Below are 18241 nucleotides of genomic sequence, written 5' to 3' on the forward strand. Positions count from 1 at the left end.
AACATGTCCCTACCCAAGATTAAAACCGTTCGCGCCTACTTTGCGGGTGGCGCTACCGCCGATAAAGCCGCTGCCGGCGGCGATTATCACGATCAAGGTGCCAACCACTGGATTGACGACCATGTCGCCACGCCAATGAGCAAATATAAACAGTACGAGCAGTCACGGCAGTCTTTCGGTATCAACGTGTTGGGCACGCTGATTGTTGAAGTGGAGGCCGATAACGGGCAAACCGGTTTTGCCATTACTACCGGCGGCGAAATGGGCTGCTTTATCGTTGAAAAGCATCTGAACCGCTTCCTGGAAGGGCGCTGCGTTAGCGATATCAAACTGATTCATGACCAGATGATGAATGCCACTATGTATTACGCTGGCTCGGGTGGCCTGGTAATGAACACCATTTCGTGTGTTGATTTGGCGCTATGGGATTTGTTCGGCAAAGTCACCGATCTGCCGGTTTACAAACTGCTGGGCGGCGCGGTGCGTGATGAGCTGCAATTCTACGCCACCGGAGCACGTCCGGATCTGGCGCAGAAGATGGGCTTTATCGGCGGCAAAATGGCGGTGCAGTGGGGCCCGCACGATGGCGACGAGGGAATTCGTAAAGAGGTGGCGCGCATTGCCCACTATCGTGAGGCCTGCGGCGCGGATTTCTGGCTAATGCTCGATTGCTGGATGAGCCAGGACGTGAACTTCGCGACCAAACTGGCGCATGCGTGCGCGCCGTATAACGTGAAGTGGCTAGAAGAGTGCTTACCGCCGCAGCAGTTTGAAGGTTATGCCCAGCTGAAACAGCAAGCGCCGCACGGCATGTTGATCACCAGCGGCGAACACCACGGCACCTTGCAATCGTTTCGTACTCTGGCAGAAACCGGTATCGATATTTTGCAGCCGGATGTCGGCTGGTGTGGCGGCCTGACCACGCTGGTTGAGGTGGCGGCGCTGGCTAAATCACGCGGTCAACTGGTGGTGCCGCATGGCTCCTCGGTTTACTCGCATCACGCTGTCATTACCTTCACTAACAGTCCCTTCAGTGAATTCCTGATGACCAGCCCAGATTGCAGCACCCTGCGTCCGCAGTTCGATCCGTTGTTAATCAACGAACCGGTACCGGTAAAAGGCCGTATACATAAATCGGTACTGGATAAGCCTGGCTTCGGCGTGGAGCTTAATCGCGATGGTCTGAAACGTCCTTATCAACACTAATTGCACCGGCTGCGGTTAAAAGCCGCAGCCCTTTGTGAGGGCTTGCCCAATGGATAATCTGGTGCTTAGCGCGGTGAAGAAGAACCGCGCCCGTCTCATTCCCTTCATGTTAATGCTCTACGTGCTGGCGTTTCTCGATCGCGCCAATATCGGCTTTGCCAAAGAGGCTTATCAACTCGATACCGGCTTAAGCAATGAAGCCTTCGCCTTAGGGGCCGGGATTTTCTTCGTGGTATATGCGCTGCTCGGCGTGCCGGCCAATTTGCTGATGCGACGTTTTGGAGCCCGCAGCTGGATTGGCGGAACCACGCTGTTGTGGGGATTTCTCTCGGCGGCGATGGCGTTTGCCGATACCGAAGCCAAATTTCTGCTGGTACGCACCTTGCTCGGTGCCGCGGAAGCAGGATTCTTTCCTGGCATGATCTATCTGACTTCGCTGTGGTTCCCACAACAGCAGCGTGCCAGCGTGATGGGCCTGTTTTATATGGGGGCGCCGCTGGCGCTGACGCTGGGATCGCCACTCTCGGGTGCGCTGCTGGAAATGCACGGCGTGCTGGGGCATCCGGGCTGGTTCTGGATGTTCATCATTGAAGGATTATTGGCGGTAGCCGCCGGTATTTTCACCTTTAGTTACATTGATGACACGCCAGCTAAAGCGCGCTTTCTCAGTGCTGATGAAAAGCAGGCGCTGCGGCGTCAGCTTGAAAATGAGGAGCAGCAAAAGCCCACCTCGCATCTGCGCGATGCGCTGCGTAATGGGCGTGTCTGGCAGCTGGCGATCATCTACATGACCATTCAGATTGCGGTGTATGGCCTGATCTTCTTCCTGCCTTCACAGGTCGCCGCGTTGCTAGGTACTAAAGTCGGCTTTCTCGCCTCGCTGGTGGCCGCAATTCCCTGGGTTGCGGCGCTGTTTGGTACCTGGTTAATTCCGCGTTATTCCGATCGCAGCGGTGAACGGCGTCGCATTGCCGCGTTCACTTTGCTGGCTGCGGCCGCGGGTATTGGTCTTTCCGGCTTAGTCTCGCCGTTGTTGGCCATCGTTGCACTTAGCGTGGCGGCGGTGGGTTTCATTGCGGTACAGCCGGTGTTCTGGACCATGCCGACACAGCTGCTTTCCGGTACCGCGCTGGCGGCCGGCATCGGCTTCGTCAATTTGTTTGGTGCCATTGGCGGATTCCTTGCGCCGTTGATTCGCGTTAACGCAGAGATGCAATTCAACAGCAGCAGTGCCGGATTATTGGCGCTGGCGCTGATCGCCGCCGTCGGCTCAATAATTATTCTCAGCCTGAAAGTGGAACGTCAGTTGCCACAGTCTCAGCAGGCAAGCCATTGAATGAGGAGGAAGTATGCAGGATCCGTTAAAGAATCCCTTTAAAGCCGGGTTGGCCAAAGGCGAAACGCAGATAGGTTTGTGGCTTAGCAGCACATCGTCTTATCTGGCCGAAATTGCCGCGACCAGCGACTACGACTGGTTACTGATTGATGGCGAACATGCGCCTAATACCGTAAAGGATCTTTATCATCAGCTGCAGGCCATTGCGCCTTATCGCAGCCAGCCGGTGATTCGCCCGGTGGAATGCCAGACTGCGCTGATTAAGCAGGTATTGGATATTGGCGCCCGCACGCTGCTGGTGCCCATGATCGATACTGCCGAGCAGGCACGGGCGCTGGTCAAGGCGACGCGTTATCCACCTGATGGCACGCGCGGCGTGGGGGCCGCAGTGGCGCGTGCGGCTCGCTGGGGACGTGTGGAAAATTATATGGCGCGCGCCAATGACGAGCTGTGCTTGCTGATTCAAGCCGAGAGTAAAACCGCCATTGAAAATCTGGATGCTTTACTGGAAGTCGACGGGGTGGATGGCATATTTATCGGACCGGCGGATCTCTCCGCTTCATTGGGCTATCCCGATAATGCCAGTCATCCTGAGGTACAGAAGATTATTGAGCAAAGTATTAAACGCATCCGCAGCGCAGGAAAAGCCGCGGGCTTTCTGGCAGTGAATCCCGCCATGGCCGAACGTGCCATCAGTTGGGGAGCCAATTTTGTTGCGGTCGGCGTTGATACCATGCTTTACACCGAGGCGCTGGATAATCGGTTAGCCCATTTTAAAAATATCTTAATCGCACCGAATAAATCGAACTACTAAATGAAAACGGATGGTGCGCCATCCGTTTTTTGATCGAATAATGCGTAACGTTGACGAATAAAGATAGAGGCATGCCAAAAGGCGTTAATAAATCCGGGAATGGTTTAATAGCGAATTGCACAGCTAATGCGAGGCGGGAATTTCTCATTACGCTTCACGGGAGTGAGGATCTCTTTGTTATTTTCCGTCGCATCAAATCCTTTCTGCCGACAGATTGCGCAGGGATCGCTACTTTCGCGCAGCGCTTGCTGTGCTTCGGCACCAAGCTGTCGTTTGCGGCAAGAAAGCGGCGTGCAGCCTAATACGTGTTTAAAAGATCGAGTGAATGATTGCTGACTTTCAAAATGGTATTTCACTGCCAGGCTGATTATCGGTGCATTGCTGTATTTCAAGTCATTGATACAGTGTGCAAGCTTCTTTTTGCGAATATAGCGAGCCAGCGTTTCATTGTGATAGCGCGCAAATATTTTCTGCAAATACCATTTGGAATAGCCAGATTTCAATGCGATATCATCGATGCTTAAACGTTGATCCAGATTGGCCATAATCCATTCGGTCACCGAATCAATAACCCCTTCATTGTATTTTTGCTGTGTCATCATCATCCTCCATAAACACTTATAGAGTGTAATTTAATTAATCTTTCCAATCTGCAATTAATGTAAAGTTTTCTTATAATTTGGCTGTTTTATTATTTGTCATCAAGACCGGTCTTGTTTTTCGTGAAGCTAAACGTTTTTATGTTGTGGTGATGTTGAATAGATAATGTAATAACGGAGGTTATTATTAACTCAAATTCTGCATCGTCTGGTCATATTTAACAGTAAAGCCGAGGGGTACTGCGGCACACTCCATCAATACTTAACCATGATTTACGTGCCAGACTGAAGGTTTTCACGTTAAGGAGTGGCAATATGGGGTTTCGTTTCAAGCCAAAACAGTCACTTGCCGTGGTGCTGGCATCGGCCGCGTTATGCGGGGCAGCGCCTGCTTTGGCCGCTAATGTGTATGGTGAACAGCTGGAAGGTTTTCGTTATCCCTTTCCACTGCAGCACTTTACCTTCTCTTCGCAGCAGCAGACGCTGAGCATGGGTTACATGGACGTCAAGCCAACGCATCAGGCGAACGGTGAAACCGTGGTGCTCATGCACGGCAAGAACTTCTGCGGTGCAACCTGGGATGACACCATTAAAGCGCTGAGCCAGCAAGGCTACCGCGTCGTCGCGCCGGATCAGATAGGTTTCTGTAGTTCAACCAAACCGGCTAACTACCAATATACCTTCCAGCAATTAGCACAAAACACCCATCAACTGCTGCAGCAGCTCGGCATCAATAATGCCGTGATTGTTGGGCATTCCACTGGCGGCATGCTGGCAACCCGCTATGCGCTGATGTATCCGCAGCAAACGCAGAAACTGGTATTGGTTAACCCTATCGGTCTCGAGGATTGGAAAGCGAAGGGCGCACCGTGGCGCTCGGTGGATCAATGGTATCAGCGCGAACTCAAGCTGGATGCGGCGGGCATTAAGAAGTATGAGCAACAGACTTATTACAGCGGCCAATGGAAACCCGAGTATGACAAATGGGTCGATATGCTGGCTGGATTAAACAGTGGACCGGGCCATAACAAGGTGGCGTGGAACTCGGCGCTACTTTACGACATGATTTTCACTCAGCCGGTTTATTACGAGTTTAAAGATCTTAACGTGCCGACCACATTGATGATTGGCACCGCCGATACCACGGCGATTGGTAGCGATATCGCGTCGCCAGAAGTGAAAGCTAAACTGGGGCATTACAATGTGCTGGGCAAGCAGGTGGCGAAGATGATCCCAGGCGCTCGCCTGATCGAATTCCCCGGCATGGGACACGCCCCACAAATGGAAGAGCCGCAGAAGTTTAATCAGACGTTGCTCGAGGATTTAGCACGCAAATAGTGGTCGGCACGCAACCTGCAGGTCGCTATCATGGCGACCTGCTTGTCACGAGCTGAACTTCTTTTTGCCGTTTTTAGCGGCATACATCCGCTCATCACTGCCTTCCAGCAGCTGTTCCAGCGATTGTGGCTGGTCGGGATCAAACTCGACAATGCCCGACGAGAAGTGCAGCGCGTAGCGGCGATCCAAATTCTGGGTTTGCTGTTGCAGGAAACGGTCAAAGCGCGCCAGCACCTGTTCCGCATCGGCTTGCTGTAAGCCGTTGAACAACACCACAAACTCATCGCCCCCTAAACGGGCGAAGATATCCGCATGGCGGAAGCTCACTTTCATGGCATCGGCGAAATCCATCAGCGCCCGATCGCCTTCGCGGTGGCCTAGCGTATCGTTGATAACTTTGAAGCGGTCGAGGTCGAGGAAGGTGAGGCTCGCCGGTAATTGCTTCAGCTGGCACTCATTCAGCGCCAGTTGGCCCAGCGTCATAAAGCCGCGGCGATTAGTAATTTGCGTCAGTTCATCGGAGGTAGCGGTTTGAAAGGCCACTAATTCTGCTTCGGCCATGGCGGCCAAATCGCGCAGCGTATGGATATCGTCCGCATTAAACTGGCGAGCGTGGTGATCAATCAAACACAGCGTGCCGACTTTAGCGCCTGCTGGCGTACGCAGCGGACAACCGGCATAAAAGCGTATCGGGTTGTCGTCATCTTTTACCAGCGGGTTATCATGGAAGCGCTCATCTTCGAAAGGATTTTCTACAACCATTACATCATCTTGCAGAATAGCGTGGCCGCAGAACGAGGTACTACGCGGAGCCGTTGCTGCGCTCGTCCCGGCAATAGATTTGAACCATTGGTGATCCTCTTCCAGCAGGCTGACAAGCGCTACCGGCACGCCAAACAGACGACGGGCAAGACGGGTTAAACGGTCGAAACGCTCTTCTGCCGGGGTATGCAGAATGTTGAGCGCACGTAACTGGGCCAAACGATGTGACTCGTCCGCAGGCAGTGCAGGTGCTTTCATCGCGTTACTCTTATTTAATTATGGAATGACGACAACACTGGTGTCTTGCCACACAGGCAGAAAGCGCCTGACAACGACTGCGATAATCGTTGCCAAGCGTAACGATTATCAGAGCACTTTTTGCTCGGCGAGATCAAGGGCAAAGTAGCTGAATATGAGATCGGCACCAGCACGTTTAATCGCGCCAAGGCTCTCAAGCACCACATTGCGTTCGTCGATGGCACCGGCCTGCGCCGCGAATTTGATCATCGCGTACTCACCGCTTACCTGGTACGCCGCCAGCGGCAGCGTGGTGCGCTCGCGGATATCACGCAGGATATCAAGGTAGGCTCCGGCCGGTTTGACCATCAGGGAATCAGCGCCTTCCGCTTCATCAATCAACGACTCGCGAATCGCTTCGCGGCGGTTCATCGGGTTCATCTGGTAAGTCTTACGATCGCCTTTCAGCGCCGTGCCTGCCGCTTCACGGAACGGGCCGTAGAAGGAGGAAGCGAACTTAGTGGAGTAAGACATGATCGCGGTATCGGTGAAACCCGCGGCGTCCAGCGCCTGACGGATCGCTTTTACCTGGCCATCCATTGCGGCAGAAGGGGCGATAAAGTCGGCACCGGCATGCGCGGCGACCACTGCTTGCTTACCGAGGTTGATCAGCGTTTGGTCGTTATCGACGCCGTGATCGCACAGCACGCCGCAGTGGCCATGGCTGGTGTACTCGCAGAAGCAGGTGTCGGACATCACGATCATTTCCGGCACGGTGTCTTTGCAAATACGCGACATACGCGCCACCAGGCCGTTCTCATTCCATGCATCGCTACCGGTGGCATCGGTATGGTGTGAAATGCCGAAGGTCATCACGGAGCGAATGCCCGCTTTAGCAATACGTTCGATCTCATACGCCAAACGCTTTTCTGGAATACGCATCACGCCCGGCATGGCGTTAATCGGCACGTAGTCATCTACGCCTTCTTCGACGAAGATCGGCAGCGCCAGATCGTTCAGGCTCAGGTGAGATTCCTGGAACATTTCACGCATTGAGGCGCTTTTACGCAGCCTTCTTGGGCGCTGGATAAGGTTAAATTCAGACATGCTCTACAACTTATGCAGGTTAAAAAAGTGGCGATAGTTTACCCCTTTTCGTGGCTGCGGATGAAGGATTGTGTGCGGAAACGAAAACTCCCGCCGGGCGGCGGGAGTGGGGGAAGATTACTCGTTGATGTCCGGATGCTGCTGCACCAGGTTTTTACGTTTCGCCTCAAGTTTGGCGATCTCGTCATCAATATCTTCGATTTTCTGCTCGATGTTGTCGTGATGCTCCTGCAGGATTTCACGCGCCTCTGCCATGTCGGAAGCCGCCGGTGTTGCGCCGCGCAGCGGCTTGTTGGCGGTCTCTTTCATGTAGATACCGGTGATTAAACCAATCACTGCCACGACCATCAGGTAGTAAGCCGGCATATACAGATTATTGGTGGCTTCCACCAGATAGGCGGTCAGCGTTGGCGTCAAACCGGCCACCAGTACCGAAATGTTAAACGCGCTCGCCAGTGCACTGTAGCGGATGTGCGTTGGGAACATTGCGGGCAGCGAAGAAGCCATCACACCGGTAAAGGCGTTGAGGATCACCGCCATCAGCAGCAGACCAGCAAAAATCAGGCCCAGCACGCCGCTATTGATCAACATAAAGGCCGGAATCGCGAAGATGAACAGCGCGATGCTGCCGATGATCACAAACGGACGACGACCGAAACGGTCACTCAGCATCCCCATTACCGGCTGCACAAACAGCATACCCATCATGATGGCGATGATAATCAGCACACCGTGATCTTCCGAGTAGTGCAGATTATGCGACAGGTAGCTCGGCATGTAGGTCAGCAGCATGTAGTAGGTCACGTTGGTGGCGATCACCAGACCGATACAGGCCAGCAGGCTTTTCCAGTGTTTGGTCGCAATCTCTTTGAAAGAGACTTTCGGGCCGTCGCGCAGACCTTCGCGGTCACCCTGTTCCAGGTTATCAACGTGCTGCTGGAACGCCGGGGTTTCTTCCAGCGCATGACGCAGGTACAAGCCGATAATACCGAGCGGCAGCGCCAGGAAGAACGGCAGGCGCCAGCCCCATTCGAGGAACTTCTCTTCACCAATGATGGTGGAGATCAGGACGACGACACCCGCGCCCAGCACAAAGCCCGCAATGGAGCCGAAATCGAGCCAGCTACCCATAAAGCCGCGCTTACGGTCCGGCGAGTATTCCGCGACGAAGATCGATGCGCCGGTATATTCTCCGCCGACCGAAAAGCCCTGGGCCATTTTCGCCAGCAGCAGCAGCACCGGTGCCCAAATGCCGATAGAGGCATAGGACGGTATCAGGCCGATACAGAAGGTACTGATCGACATGATGACAATGGTTATGGAAAGGATTTTTTGGCGACCGTATTTGTCACCCAACATACCGAAGAACAGGCCGCCCAGTGGACGAATCAGGAACGGTACCGAGAAGGTTGCCAGTGCGGCAATCATCTGAATACCTGGCGTGGCATCCGGGAAAAAGACTTTACCCAGTGCGTAAGCCACAAAGCCATAAACACCAAAATCAAACCACTCCATCGCGTTGCCCAGAGACGCGGCGGTAATGGCTTTACGTAAACGGGCGTCGTCGATAATCGTGACGTCATCCAGCCCAATAGGTTTTACACGCTTCCTACGTAGTTTCATGAGGTTACCCTGTATTGGAATTCGAAAAATCCTCAACGCTGCGGACTCAATTAAAGCGAACAGTCCGCGGCGTTGAGAAAATTAAAGCATAGCCGTGAAAAAGCGTTTTCCCCTAGCCTGCCGCAGCAATTATTAGGGAGGTAATGATTGCCAACCGCGACAGAGTATACCGATTTTGTGTGATATTTGTCATGTTTCCGCCATTAACTGTCTATTTTTTAGCTAATGCTGTGGTGTATCTGCTGAATAAACGCGCAAGTAAAGCCACCAAAACCGCCCAATGCGTACGGCTAAAAAAGATCATTAATAGAGGGATTAACTAGCGACTGGCGATCAAAGCAGTGAACGCAGCGGCGCGGCCGTCAACCATCCCTGAATATCTTCTACCGCCTGGGTAAAGTAAGTCCGGTAATTGCTGTCAGCTACATAGCCGAGATGCGGGGTTGCCAGCACGTTGGGCAAGTGGCGCAAAGGATGATCCGCAGGGAGCGGTTCCTGTTCAAACACATCCAATCCCGCACCCGCCAGCTGACCCGACTGCAACGCACTGATCATCGCCTGTTGATCGACAATGCCGGCACGCGACGTGTTAATCAGCAGCGCGCCAGGCTTCATCTGCGCCAGCGCATCGGCATCAATCAGATGGCGCGAGCGATCGCTAAGCACCAGATGAATCGACACCACATCACTTTTAGTGAGCAGCGCCGTCAGCGACGGCATGGGTTCTGCACCACACTCTGCTGCGCGTTCCGTGGTTAAATTCTGGCTCCATGCACAAACGTGCATGCCAAATGCCTGCGCGACCCTGGCCATCTCGCCGCCAATTTTTCCAAGTCCGACCAAGCCCAGCGTTTTGCCCTGCAGGCTGATGCCTAAGGTATGTTGCCACGCACCGTTACTGCGCAGCGTCTGATTCTCAGGCACGATATGGCGCGCCAGGCCGAGCAACAATCCCCAGCTGAGCTCCATGGGCGCGGCGCTGCTGCTGGCGGTACCGCACACGGCGATATAACGCTCGGCGCAGGCGTCTAAATCGATTGCGGCGTTACGCATGCCGGAAGTGACCACCAGTTTCAGATTGGGCAGGCGGCCAATCAGCTCGGCGCTCAGCGGCGTGCGCTCACGCATTATTACCAGAATATCTGCATGGGCGATGTGCTTAACCAATTCATCCTGGTCGGCGTAATGTTCAGAAAGGGAAGTGGTATAAACCAGCGGTTCAAGCGAGGCCCAATCGGCAAGCGTTAGGGCGACGTTCTGATAATCATCAAGAATGATGCAGTTCAGGCTCATGGTGTTCCTCAACAAGAAGCGGTTTGTGCCCTTGCTCGCTGAGCCAGGCACGCAGCTGGTCATTATCCATCGGACGGGCATAATAATAGCCCTGAATAAATATCACGCCACGCTGCTGCAGATACGCAAATTGCGTCGCGGTTTCTACACCCTCGCCAAGCACATCCAGTTCCAGCTTATGGCATAGGTTGATAATCGCATCCAGCACCGGCGTCTCAACGTCTAACCCCTCAATGGCATTGATAAAGCCGCGATCGATTTTCAAATAATCCAGCGGGAAGGTGAGCAGATAGGTCAATGAACAGTGGCCGGTACCGAAATCGTCGATCGCCACCTTCATACCCTGCGCCCGTAAATGACGCAGTTTGCGTGCCACCATTTCACCGTCTTCAATCAGGCTGCGTTCGGTCAGCTCCAGCGTAATGCATAGCTGTTTATGTTTGATGCGCGCCGCAAACTGCTCAATATCAGCGATAAAGTCTGGATGCTGCAAATGTTCAGCGGCCAGATTTAGTCCAATATGGAAGCCGGCTTCCACCTGCCAGCTCTGAATATCTTCCGCCATCAGCTCCAGCAGGTGCTGCGTCAACGGCACAATCATTCCTTCGGCTTCGGCGGCGCTGATAAAAATATCGGGGCGAATCATCTCACCGTTCGGCAGCTGCCAACGCAATAGCGCCTCCGCACCGGCACATGCCTGAAATTTATTGCTGTAAACCGGTTGATAATGCACCGAAAACTGGCGGCCACGAATGGCACGGCGAATCTCGTCACGCCATGAAATACGCCGACGCAGCCAGTTGGCCGTCAGGATCATCAGCAGAATCGAGAAAATTGCCGCCATGGGCAGGAAGATAAACAGCGCCTGGCGCCAGGCTTTAAGCAGCTCGGAAGCGGGTACCGTAACGTTGACGCTGATGGGATAGCGGCTGGATTCGGTCTGATAAGATTCGCTTTTCAGATACAACTCGGGGGACGTGTCGCTGGGCCCGCTGCCGATCACCGCGCCGCCGCTAAATTGCAGGCTCATTTGATAACCCCGCGATTCACCGATAGCGTGCATGAAATCCATCAAATACTGGCCGTCAATCACCGCCCAAAAACCGCTGGTATCAGGAAGCTGCCGCACAAAAACCACGGCGGGACGCGTGGGCACACCCACCGTGCCGCGCACCGAAACGCTCCACCAGGCTTTGCCGGTAATCGGCGGCGGCTGCATCATCATTTCGGCCAGCGTGCCGTGGGCCAGACCGAACGCGGAGGAACAGCTGATGTCGTCGCCATTCAGCATGCCGATGGAGCGAAAATAGGGGTTGAGCGTGCCGGCGCGCTGCAGCTTATCCTGAATCTGCGCGCAGGGCTGATTGTGGTACTGGCGCAGCTCGGTGATCATATCCCAGGCGTTGTCGCTCATCTTTTCAGCCTGCGTCAACAAGGTGTTGGCCGTTAAAATCTGCTGCTGACTGACCGTGTGGCGCGCTTCGATTGCGGTGCAAAGGATGCCGAGCACCAGCGGTAATAACCCGGCGCAGACAATTAATAGCCAGCCAAAATCGCGATGTCGTTTTTGCGGAAGCACCAGACATTCCTCGGTCGGTTAAAGCAGTTAAAAGCAGGCAAACAGCGGCGTCAGCAGCATACCACTTTCATCGGGCGCTGCATGTTAGCGATTTAAGAATTAACCGATCTGATACAGGTCAATGATCAATCCCGCTTTGCGTTTAATGATCATCTTTTGCCGCTGTTGGCATGTCGCAGCGGCAAAATCGCTATGCCTCGATGTTAGGCAAGCATATTGACCTGAAAATGAGGAATGAAAATGTGCAGCGGTTATCGCGCCCGCGATCCCGGCCGGCCGTTGCCCAGCATAATCGCCAACCGGCTGCCGCCCGGCGTGGTTTCCATCAAAATTTTGGTCACGCTGGTGAGCGGCACCGACAGCAACATGCCCACCGGGCCCAGCAGCCAGCCCCAGAAAATCAACGACAGAAACACCACCAATGTCGACAGTCCCAGTCCACGCCCCATCAGTCGCGGCTCCAGCATATTGCCGAATACCATATGAATGGCACTAAACAGCGCGGCCACCAGCATGGCGTCATAAATATTGTTCAGCACCAGCGCCTGAATAAACGGCGGGATACCCGCGATGATGGGCCCAATATTAGGGATAAAATTAAGGATGAAGGCCACTACGCCCCAGAACAGCGCGAACTTCACGCCGAGCAGCAGCAGCGACAGCCAAACGGCGACGCCGGTTATCAAGCTCACCAGGGTTTTCAGCGCCAGGTAGTGCGTCACGCCTTTCAACGCGCGGTGCAAACCGGCAATGCGGATCTGCGGATTGACCATCGCATTACGCATTTTGTACGGCAGATGGCGCACTTCAAACAGCATAAACACCACGGTAAGAATCAGCAGCAGCACGTTGGTCATTGCGCCGGAGAGCTGAGTGAGTAGCGTGGTGGCCATGTTCATAATGACGTTGGGGTCGAGACGCGCGGCAAGCGCATCGGTGGAAATATTGATGTGAAAACGCCCGGCGAAGTGCTGAACCACCGCGAGCTTCTGTTCGAGCAGGGTGCGGATTTGCGGGTAGGTATCACTGAAGTCGCTGGCTGAGCTGGCGAGCACCGCCACCAACAGCAGCAGCACGATGAAAATCACCGTGATCACCAGCGTAATCGCCAGGCTGCGCTTTACGCCGCGCCGCATCAGCATCGTCACCAGCGGGTTGAGCACAATCGCTAAAAAGCTGGCCAGCAAGAAGGGCACCAGAATGTCCGAGGCGGCGCGAATGCCCGCCAGAATAATCACCAGCATCGCCAGTTTTACCAGGATGTTCTGGCCAATTTTTTCCTGTAGCAGGTTGTTCATGCTCTCTCCTGAGACATTTTTTCTCAGGAAAGTGTAGCTGATGAAAAATAACTCTCTGTATTTTAAGACAAACAGAAAAAAGGTTTCCAGGTGCGCATGAATGCGCACCCTACGATATCCGCATCGTTTCATTGTAGGGTCGCCATTTATGTGCGCATGAATGCGCACCCTACGAAATCCGCACCGTTTCATTGTAGGGTCGCCATTTATGGCGACCGCTATCATCAGCGACGCTGACGCTGCATCAGCGCGGTGGCGGCAAGCATCAGACTGAGGCTGGCGAGCAGCGTCAGCGTGGCCATCGCCATCCCTTGCCCGACCGAACCCTGCTCGAACTGACGCCAGATAAAGATCGCCACGGTTTGCGTGCCCGCCGGTGCCAGCAGCAGTGAGGTCACCAACTCGCGTGATGCTACGGCAAACACCATCATCATAGCCGCCAGCAGGCTGGGTGCCACCAGCGGTAATACGATCAGGCGCAGCGCCTGCAGGCGTGATGCACCATGAACGCGGGCGGCAGGTTCCAGCGTCGGTGCCAGCTGGCGCAATGCGCTACTGACATAACGCACCGGCCACGGCAGCAGCAAACAGCTGTACGAAAGCAACAGAATACCAAGGGTGTTATAGGGCGAAACCGGCCAAAACCCGCGATTCCACAGCAGAATCAATCCTACGCCGACCACCACGCCCGGCATTGCCGCAGGCAGCAGCGCCAGGCCATCCATCATGGCGAGCAGGCGAGTTTTGCCTTCCGATACGCGCCAGGCGATAAGAAAACCGAGCGCGCCGGTCAACATTGCCGCCCCGAGCGCCAGTCCGATGCTGGTGGAGAAGGCTGCCAGCGCATCGCCTTGTTGGCTAAACAGCGCGCCAAAGTGACGCAGCGTCAGGTTGTTGAGCTGTAATCCGCCGGAGAGAGTATTTAGCAGGCCGCTCAACGCCATAGCACCCAGCGGCAGCACCACCGCCAGCAGCAGCGTGAGCACAAACGGCAGCAGCAGCACTATCTGCCAGCGACCGGCATGCGCCAGCTCCTGGGTAACCGGCTTGCCGCTCACCGCCGTCACATCGCTGCTGCCGGTGAGTTTGCGTTGCAGCAACCACGCTGCGAGCGCCACCACACTTAGCATCAGCGACAATAACGCTGCGCCGGGCAGATCGATCGGCCAGTCGGCAAGTTTGGTTTCAATCCCCACGGTCATCAGCGTCAGCTTTGCCTGCGTGCCGAGTGCCGCGGGCACGCCGTACTCTTCAATCGCCAGCGTAAACGCCAGCAGTACGCCGCCCGCCAGCGCCGGTAAGGTAAGCGGCAAGGTGATGTGCCAGAAACCGCGCCATGCCGATGCGCCATGCACGCGCGCCACCCAGGCGAGACGCTGTCCGCTGGCCATCAGCGAGCGTGACACCGCGAAATAGACCACTGGGAAGATGTTTAGCGTCATCACCAGAACCATGCCGCTGCTGCTAAACAGCAGGCTGGCGAAATTGATGCCGGTGAGTTGTTCGATATAGCCGTTGCGTTGCAGCGCCAGCGTCCATGACAGCGCCGCGATATAGGGCGGCGTGAGAAAGGGGATCAGAAACAGCAGATCCCACAGCGCCGCGCCCGGCAGACGGAACAGGCCGCGCACTGCGCCGAGCGGCAAACCCAGCAGCAAGCTGCACAGCGCTACGCCGCCGCCGATTTTCAGCGTGCCCAGCCCCATGGATAGCAGCTGTGGATCGTTCAGCAGTGTCGGTAACGTGCTGAAGGCGTCACGCCAGCTGCCTGCGCTGAAGTGTGGAAACAGCGCCTGCAGCACGATAAACAGCAGCGGCAGCGCCACCAGCAGCAGCAACGCCAGCAGAATCAATCCGTTCAGGGCACGCGACATCGCTTACTGCCCGAACAGCGCGCCGAAGCGCTTCAGTACCGCCGCGCGCTCGCTGCTGCCGTTCTGCTGGGTGGGTAACAGCTTAATTTCGGTAAACAGCGGGCGCTGCGCTTTGATATCGGTGCGTGCCGGCATCAGCCAGGCTTTCGCTACCTGCTCCTGACCTGCATCCGAAAGAACGTAATCAATAAAGGCTTTGGCATCATTGGCGTGCTGGCTGCTTTTCAGGATCATCATCGGACGCGGCGCCACCACGGTGCCATTTTCCGGGAAGATCACTTTCACGCTCTCGCCCTGCGCAATGTTGTTATAGGTGACGTAATCGACCGCGCCAAACACCGCCGCCCTGGCGCCTTGCAGCACCGGCGTGACCGCCTGCGCGTTCGGGCCGCTCATTATCATGCCGTTGGCTTTCAGCTGGTCAAACAGCTGCCAGGCTTTTTCGCCTTCGCTGTTTTGCAGGCCAATCAGCAGATCGAGTGATGCGCCCGAGAGAGCCGGATCCGGCGTGGTGACTTTATCTTTAAAGGCGGGGGCGGTGAGATCCTGCCAGGTCTTCGGCTCTGGCGTATTGCTTTGCGTATTCCACACGATGCCCAGCGCGGAAATGCCCTGCGCCACGTAATCAGCGGTTTTGAACTGCTCTGGCACCTTCGCCGCGTTGGCGCTGTTAAACGGCAGCAACCAGCCGCGCTGCTGCAGATCTTCTGCGGTATCCCACGAAGCCGAGATCAGCACGTCGGCCTGCGGATTGGCCTGTTCAGCCTCCAGACGTGCCATCACTTTGCCGGTCGTGGCCTGGAAAATATTCACTTTAATACCGGTCTGTTTTTCAAATCCGGCGGCGAGGCTTTTCGACAGCGAACCCGGACCGGCGGTATACACCGTCAGCGCCTGGGCATCGTTGATCATCATAGCGGAAGTCAACATCATCGCGCTGATGGCTCCTTTCTGGCTGATGGCTCGTTTAACTGACTTGAGAGATGGCATTGCGGTCCCCTGAGAGGTGAGTAACGGAAACAATCTGGCCCTGCGCCAGGTGAATGATGCGATCTGCCAGCGTGTTGGCTTCCTCGCGGTCGTGCGTAACGTAAACAGCGGTGATGCCCGCGGCGCGCAGCAAATCCGCCATGGTATGAACCAGGGTTTCGCGCAGGTCGCGGTCAAGGTTGGACAGCGGTTCGTCGAACAGCAAAATCGCCGGTTTCGCCACCAACGCGCGCGCCAGCGCCACGCGCTGCTGCTGGCCGCCGGAGAGCAGCGCCGGTTTACGATCGCCAAAATCAGCCAGACCAACCTGCGCCAGGGCGGCATCGGCCTGTTCACGAGCGGCAGCTTTGCTGATGCCGCGCATGCGCAGCGGGAAGGCAACGTTTTGTGCCACCGACATATGCGGCCACAGCGCATAATCCTGGAACACCATGCCGAGGTTGCGCTTCTCTGGGGCATCGCAGTGATGTGCCGATGCGACGCAGCGTGCGCCAATCCACAGCTCGCCTTCTGTCGGTTGCAGCAAGCCCGCCAGCAGTTTTAGCAGCGTGCTTTTGCCACAGCCGCTTGGGCCGAGCAGCGCAAGGATTTCGCCGGCGGGAATGGTCAGGGAGAGATCGTGCAGAATAGTCAGGTTACCCACTGACCATCTGAGATTTTTCAGTTCAATAGGCAGCGCGGCATGCGTCATCGGCCACCTCCCTTGCGAGAGTGGGCGTCAGGCACGCGCGCCTGCGTAGAAATCAGGAGCGTCATCAGATTTTCATCCTCTTTGGGATTTGATGACGGCGAGTCTACGAGGGCGATATGACGAAATGATGACCATAAACCTGGGCATTCCACTGATGCGCAGCGCGGCAAAAGGCGTATAGTTATCCTTCTGTTATAAAAATTCCGTCACCCACGAGCGCAATTACTCATGCCTGACCTGCCCGCCGCCGCACCTGAACACGGCCGTTTTCGCCTTAACTTACTGATTCTCTCCATCGTGAAGTTCAACTTTGCCAGCTATCTCACCATCGGTTTGCCGCTGGCGGTGCTGCCGGGTTTTGTCCATGACGGGTTGGGTTATAACGCCTTTTGGGCGGGATTAGTGATTAGCCTGCAATACATCGCCACGCTGCTGAGTCGCCCACACGCCGGGCGCTATGCCGATGTGTGGGGACCGAAAAAGGTGGTGGTGATTGGGCTGGTGGGCTGCTTGCTGAGCGGTATCTGTATTCTTTTATCGGCGCTGAGCGATGGGCAGGGCGTGCTGAGTCTGGTGTTGCTGTGCCTCGGCCGCGTGATTTTAGGCGTGGGTCAAAGTTTTTCTGGTACCGGAACTTCGCTGTGGGGCGTGGCGCGTGTCGGCTCGCTGCATATCGGCCGGGTGATTTCCTGGAACGGTATCGTCACTTATGGGGCGATGGCGATTGGTGCGCCGCTCGGCGTCGTGATCTTCCGTAGCGGCGGTTTACTGCTGCTCTCCAGCATCATCATCGCTATTTGTCTGTTAGCCATTGCGCTGGCATTGCCGCGAGCAGCGGTGAAAGGCAGCAAAGCCAAGCCGCTGCCGTTTCGTGATGTGCTGAGCAAGGTGTACGGTTTTGGTCTGATTCTGGCGATGGGCTCTGCCGGATTCGGCGTTATCGCCACTTTTATCACGCTGTTTTATCAGGATAAAGGCTGGGACGGGGCGGCTTTCGCGCTGACCATGTTCAGTGCCGCGTTCGTCGGTACGCGCCTGCTGTTTCCCAACGCCATCAATAAACTGGGCGGGCTGCGCGTGGCGAGTATCTGCTTTGCGGTGGAGGCGATTGGCCTGTTTCTGGTGGCCGGTTCGTTTGATCCGTGGATGGCGAAGACGGGGGCATTCCTTACTGGCGCCGGTTTTTCTCTGGTGTTCCCGGCAATTGGCGTGGTGGCGGTGAAAGTGGTACCGCAGCAGAATCAGGGCAGCGCGCTCGCCACCTATACCGCGTTTATGGATTTGTCGCTGGGGATTACCGGCCCAATTGCCGGTTTCATCATGAGCTATGCCGGCGTGTCGTTGGTCTATTTTCTTACCGCGCTGCTGGTGTGTTTAGCGCTGTTTTGCACGCTGCGCATGATCAAAAGAATGCCGGAAACCGCCGCAGCAGAGATCAAAGAGAATGCGTAGTTGGCGGTCGCCATAAATGACGACCCTACAAAACCCGTAGGG

General features: G+C 55.5%; 15 protein-coding genes. 5 read left to right on the forward strand and 10 right to left on the reverse strand.

From position 1 onward, the window contains the following. Positions 1-3: 3 nt before the first annotated feature. Genes rhmD through yfaU form a run of 3 tightly spaced genes read left to right on the forward strand, consistent with a single transcriptional unit; the run spans position 4 to position 3356 of the window. The gene (rhmD, locus tag AAGR08_RS00340) at positions 4-1206 is read left to right on the forward strand and encodes an L-rhamnonate dehydratase (RefSeq protein WP_345827879.1); all 1203 of its coding nucleotides are present in this window, start codon (positions 4-6) and stop codon (positions 1204-1206) included. A gap of 49 nt (positions 1207-1255) precedes the next feature. Next, positions 1256-2542 (forward strand): MFS transporter, encoded by a 1287-nt coding sequence (locus AAGR08_RS00345; protein WP_097095749.1) that lies wholly within the window; start codon positions 1256-1258, stop codon positions 2540-2542. 13 nt (positions 2543-2555) lie between these two features. After that, positions 2556-3356: a 2-keto-3-deoxy-L-rhamnonate aldolase gene (yfaU, locus tag AAGR08_RS00350; RefSeq protein ID WP_097095750.1), complete on the forward strand. Its 801-nt coding sequence runs from the start codon at positions 2556-2558 to the stop codon at positions 3354-3356. A gap of 104 nt (positions 3357-3460) precedes the next feature. Here yfaU and AAGR08_RS00355 read toward each other — a convergent pair whose 3' ends face one another. Beyond that, complete coding sequence (locus AAGR08_RS00355; protein ID WP_097095751.1) at positions 3461-3955, reverse strand: helix-turn-helix domain-containing protein; 495 nt, start codon at positions 3953-3955, stop codon at positions 3461-3463. A gap of 315 nt (positions 3956-4270) precedes the next feature. Here AAGR08_RS00355 and AAGR08_RS00360 point away from each other — a divergent pair, with 315 nt between their 5' ends. Continuing rightward, on the forward strand, positions 4271-5293 hold the full coding sequence (locus tag AAGR08_RS00360) for an alpha/beta hydrolase (RefSeq protein WP_345827883.1): 1023 nt from the start codon (positions 4271-4273) through the stop codon (positions 5291-5293). Positions 5294-5338: 45 nt separating this feature from the next. Here AAGR08_RS00360 and AAGR08_RS00365 read toward each other — a convergent pair whose 3' ends face one another. From AAGR08_RS00365 to AAGR08_RS00405, 9 genes are all read right to left on the reverse strand, one after another. Then, positions 5339-6313: a sensor domain-containing diguanylate cyclase gene (locus AAGR08_RS00365; RefSeq protein WP_097095753.1), complete on the reverse strand. Its 975-nt coding sequence runs from the start codon at positions 6311-6313 to the stop codon at positions 5339-5341. A 108-nt stretch (positions 6314-6421) separates the two neighbouring features. Next, entirely contained in the window at positions 6422-7399 is a 978-nt protein-coding gene (hemB, locus tag AAGR08_RS00370; RefSeq protein WP_345827885.1) for a porphobilinogen synthase, read from the reverse strand. Positions 7400-7516: 117 nt separating this feature from the next. Continuing rightward, positions 7517-9022: a glycine betaine/L-proline transporter ProP gene (gene proP / locus AAGR08_RS00375; protein WP_097095755.1), complete on the reverse strand. Its 1506-nt coding sequence runs from the start codon at positions 9020-9022 to the stop codon at positions 7517-7519. 333 nt (positions 9023-9355) lie between these two features. Continuing rightward, positions 9356-10315, reverse strand: a complete 960-nt coding sequence (locus AAGR08_RS00380; protein WP_345827888.1) for a D-2-hydroxyacid dehydrogenase family protein — start codon at positions 10313-10315, stop codon at positions 9356-9358. Next, entirely contained in the window at positions 10290-11894 is a 1605-nt protein-coding gene (locus tag AAGR08_RS00385; protein WP_345827890.1) for an EAL domain-containing protein, read from the reverse strand. The genes AAGR08_RS00380 and AAGR08_RS00385 overlap by 26 nt, the downstream gene beginning before the upstream one ends. 251 nt (positions 11895-12145) lie before the next feature. Continuing rightward, positions 12146-13192 (reverse strand): AI-2E family transporter, encoded by a 1047-nt coding sequence (locus tag AAGR08_RS00390; protein ID WP_345827892.1) that lies wholly within the window; start codon positions 13190-13192, stop codon positions 12146-12148. A gap of 224 nt (positions 13193-13416) precedes the next feature. Then, the gene (locus tag AAGR08_RS00395; protein WP_345827894.1) at positions 13417-15066 is read right to left on the reverse strand and encodes an ABC transporter permease subunit; all 1650 of its coding nucleotides are present in this window, start codon (positions 15064-15066) and stop codon (positions 13417-13419) included. A gap of 3 nt (positions 15067-15069) precedes the next feature. After that, positions 15070-16056, reverse strand: coding sequence for an extracellular solute-binding protein (locus AAGR08_RS00400; protein ID WP_176519146.1), 987 nt, complete (start codon positions 16054-16056; stop codon positions 15070-15072). Then, complete coding sequence (locus AAGR08_RS00405) at positions 16034-16747, reverse strand: ABC transporter ATP-binding protein (protein ID WP_097095760.1); 714 nt, start codon at positions 16745-16747, stop codon at positions 16034-16036. The genes AAGR08_RS00400 and AAGR08_RS00405 overlap by 23 nt, the downstream gene beginning before the upstream one ends. 228 nt (positions 16748-16975) lie before the next feature. Here AAGR08_RS00405 and AAGR08_RS00410 point away from each other — a divergent pair, with 228 nt between their 5' ends. Next, positions 16976-18199 (forward strand): MFS transporter, encoded by a 1224-nt coding sequence (locus AAGR08_RS00410; protein ID WP_097095761.1) that lies wholly within the window; start codon positions 16976-16978, stop codon positions 18197-18199. Positions 18200-18241 lie beyond the last annotated feature (42 nt).

The organism is Pantoea sp. BRR-3P, assembly GCF_039621635.1.
Lineage (GTDB): Bacteria > Pseudomonadota > Gammaproteobacteria > Enterobacterales > Enterobacteriaceae > Pantoea > Pantoea floridensis.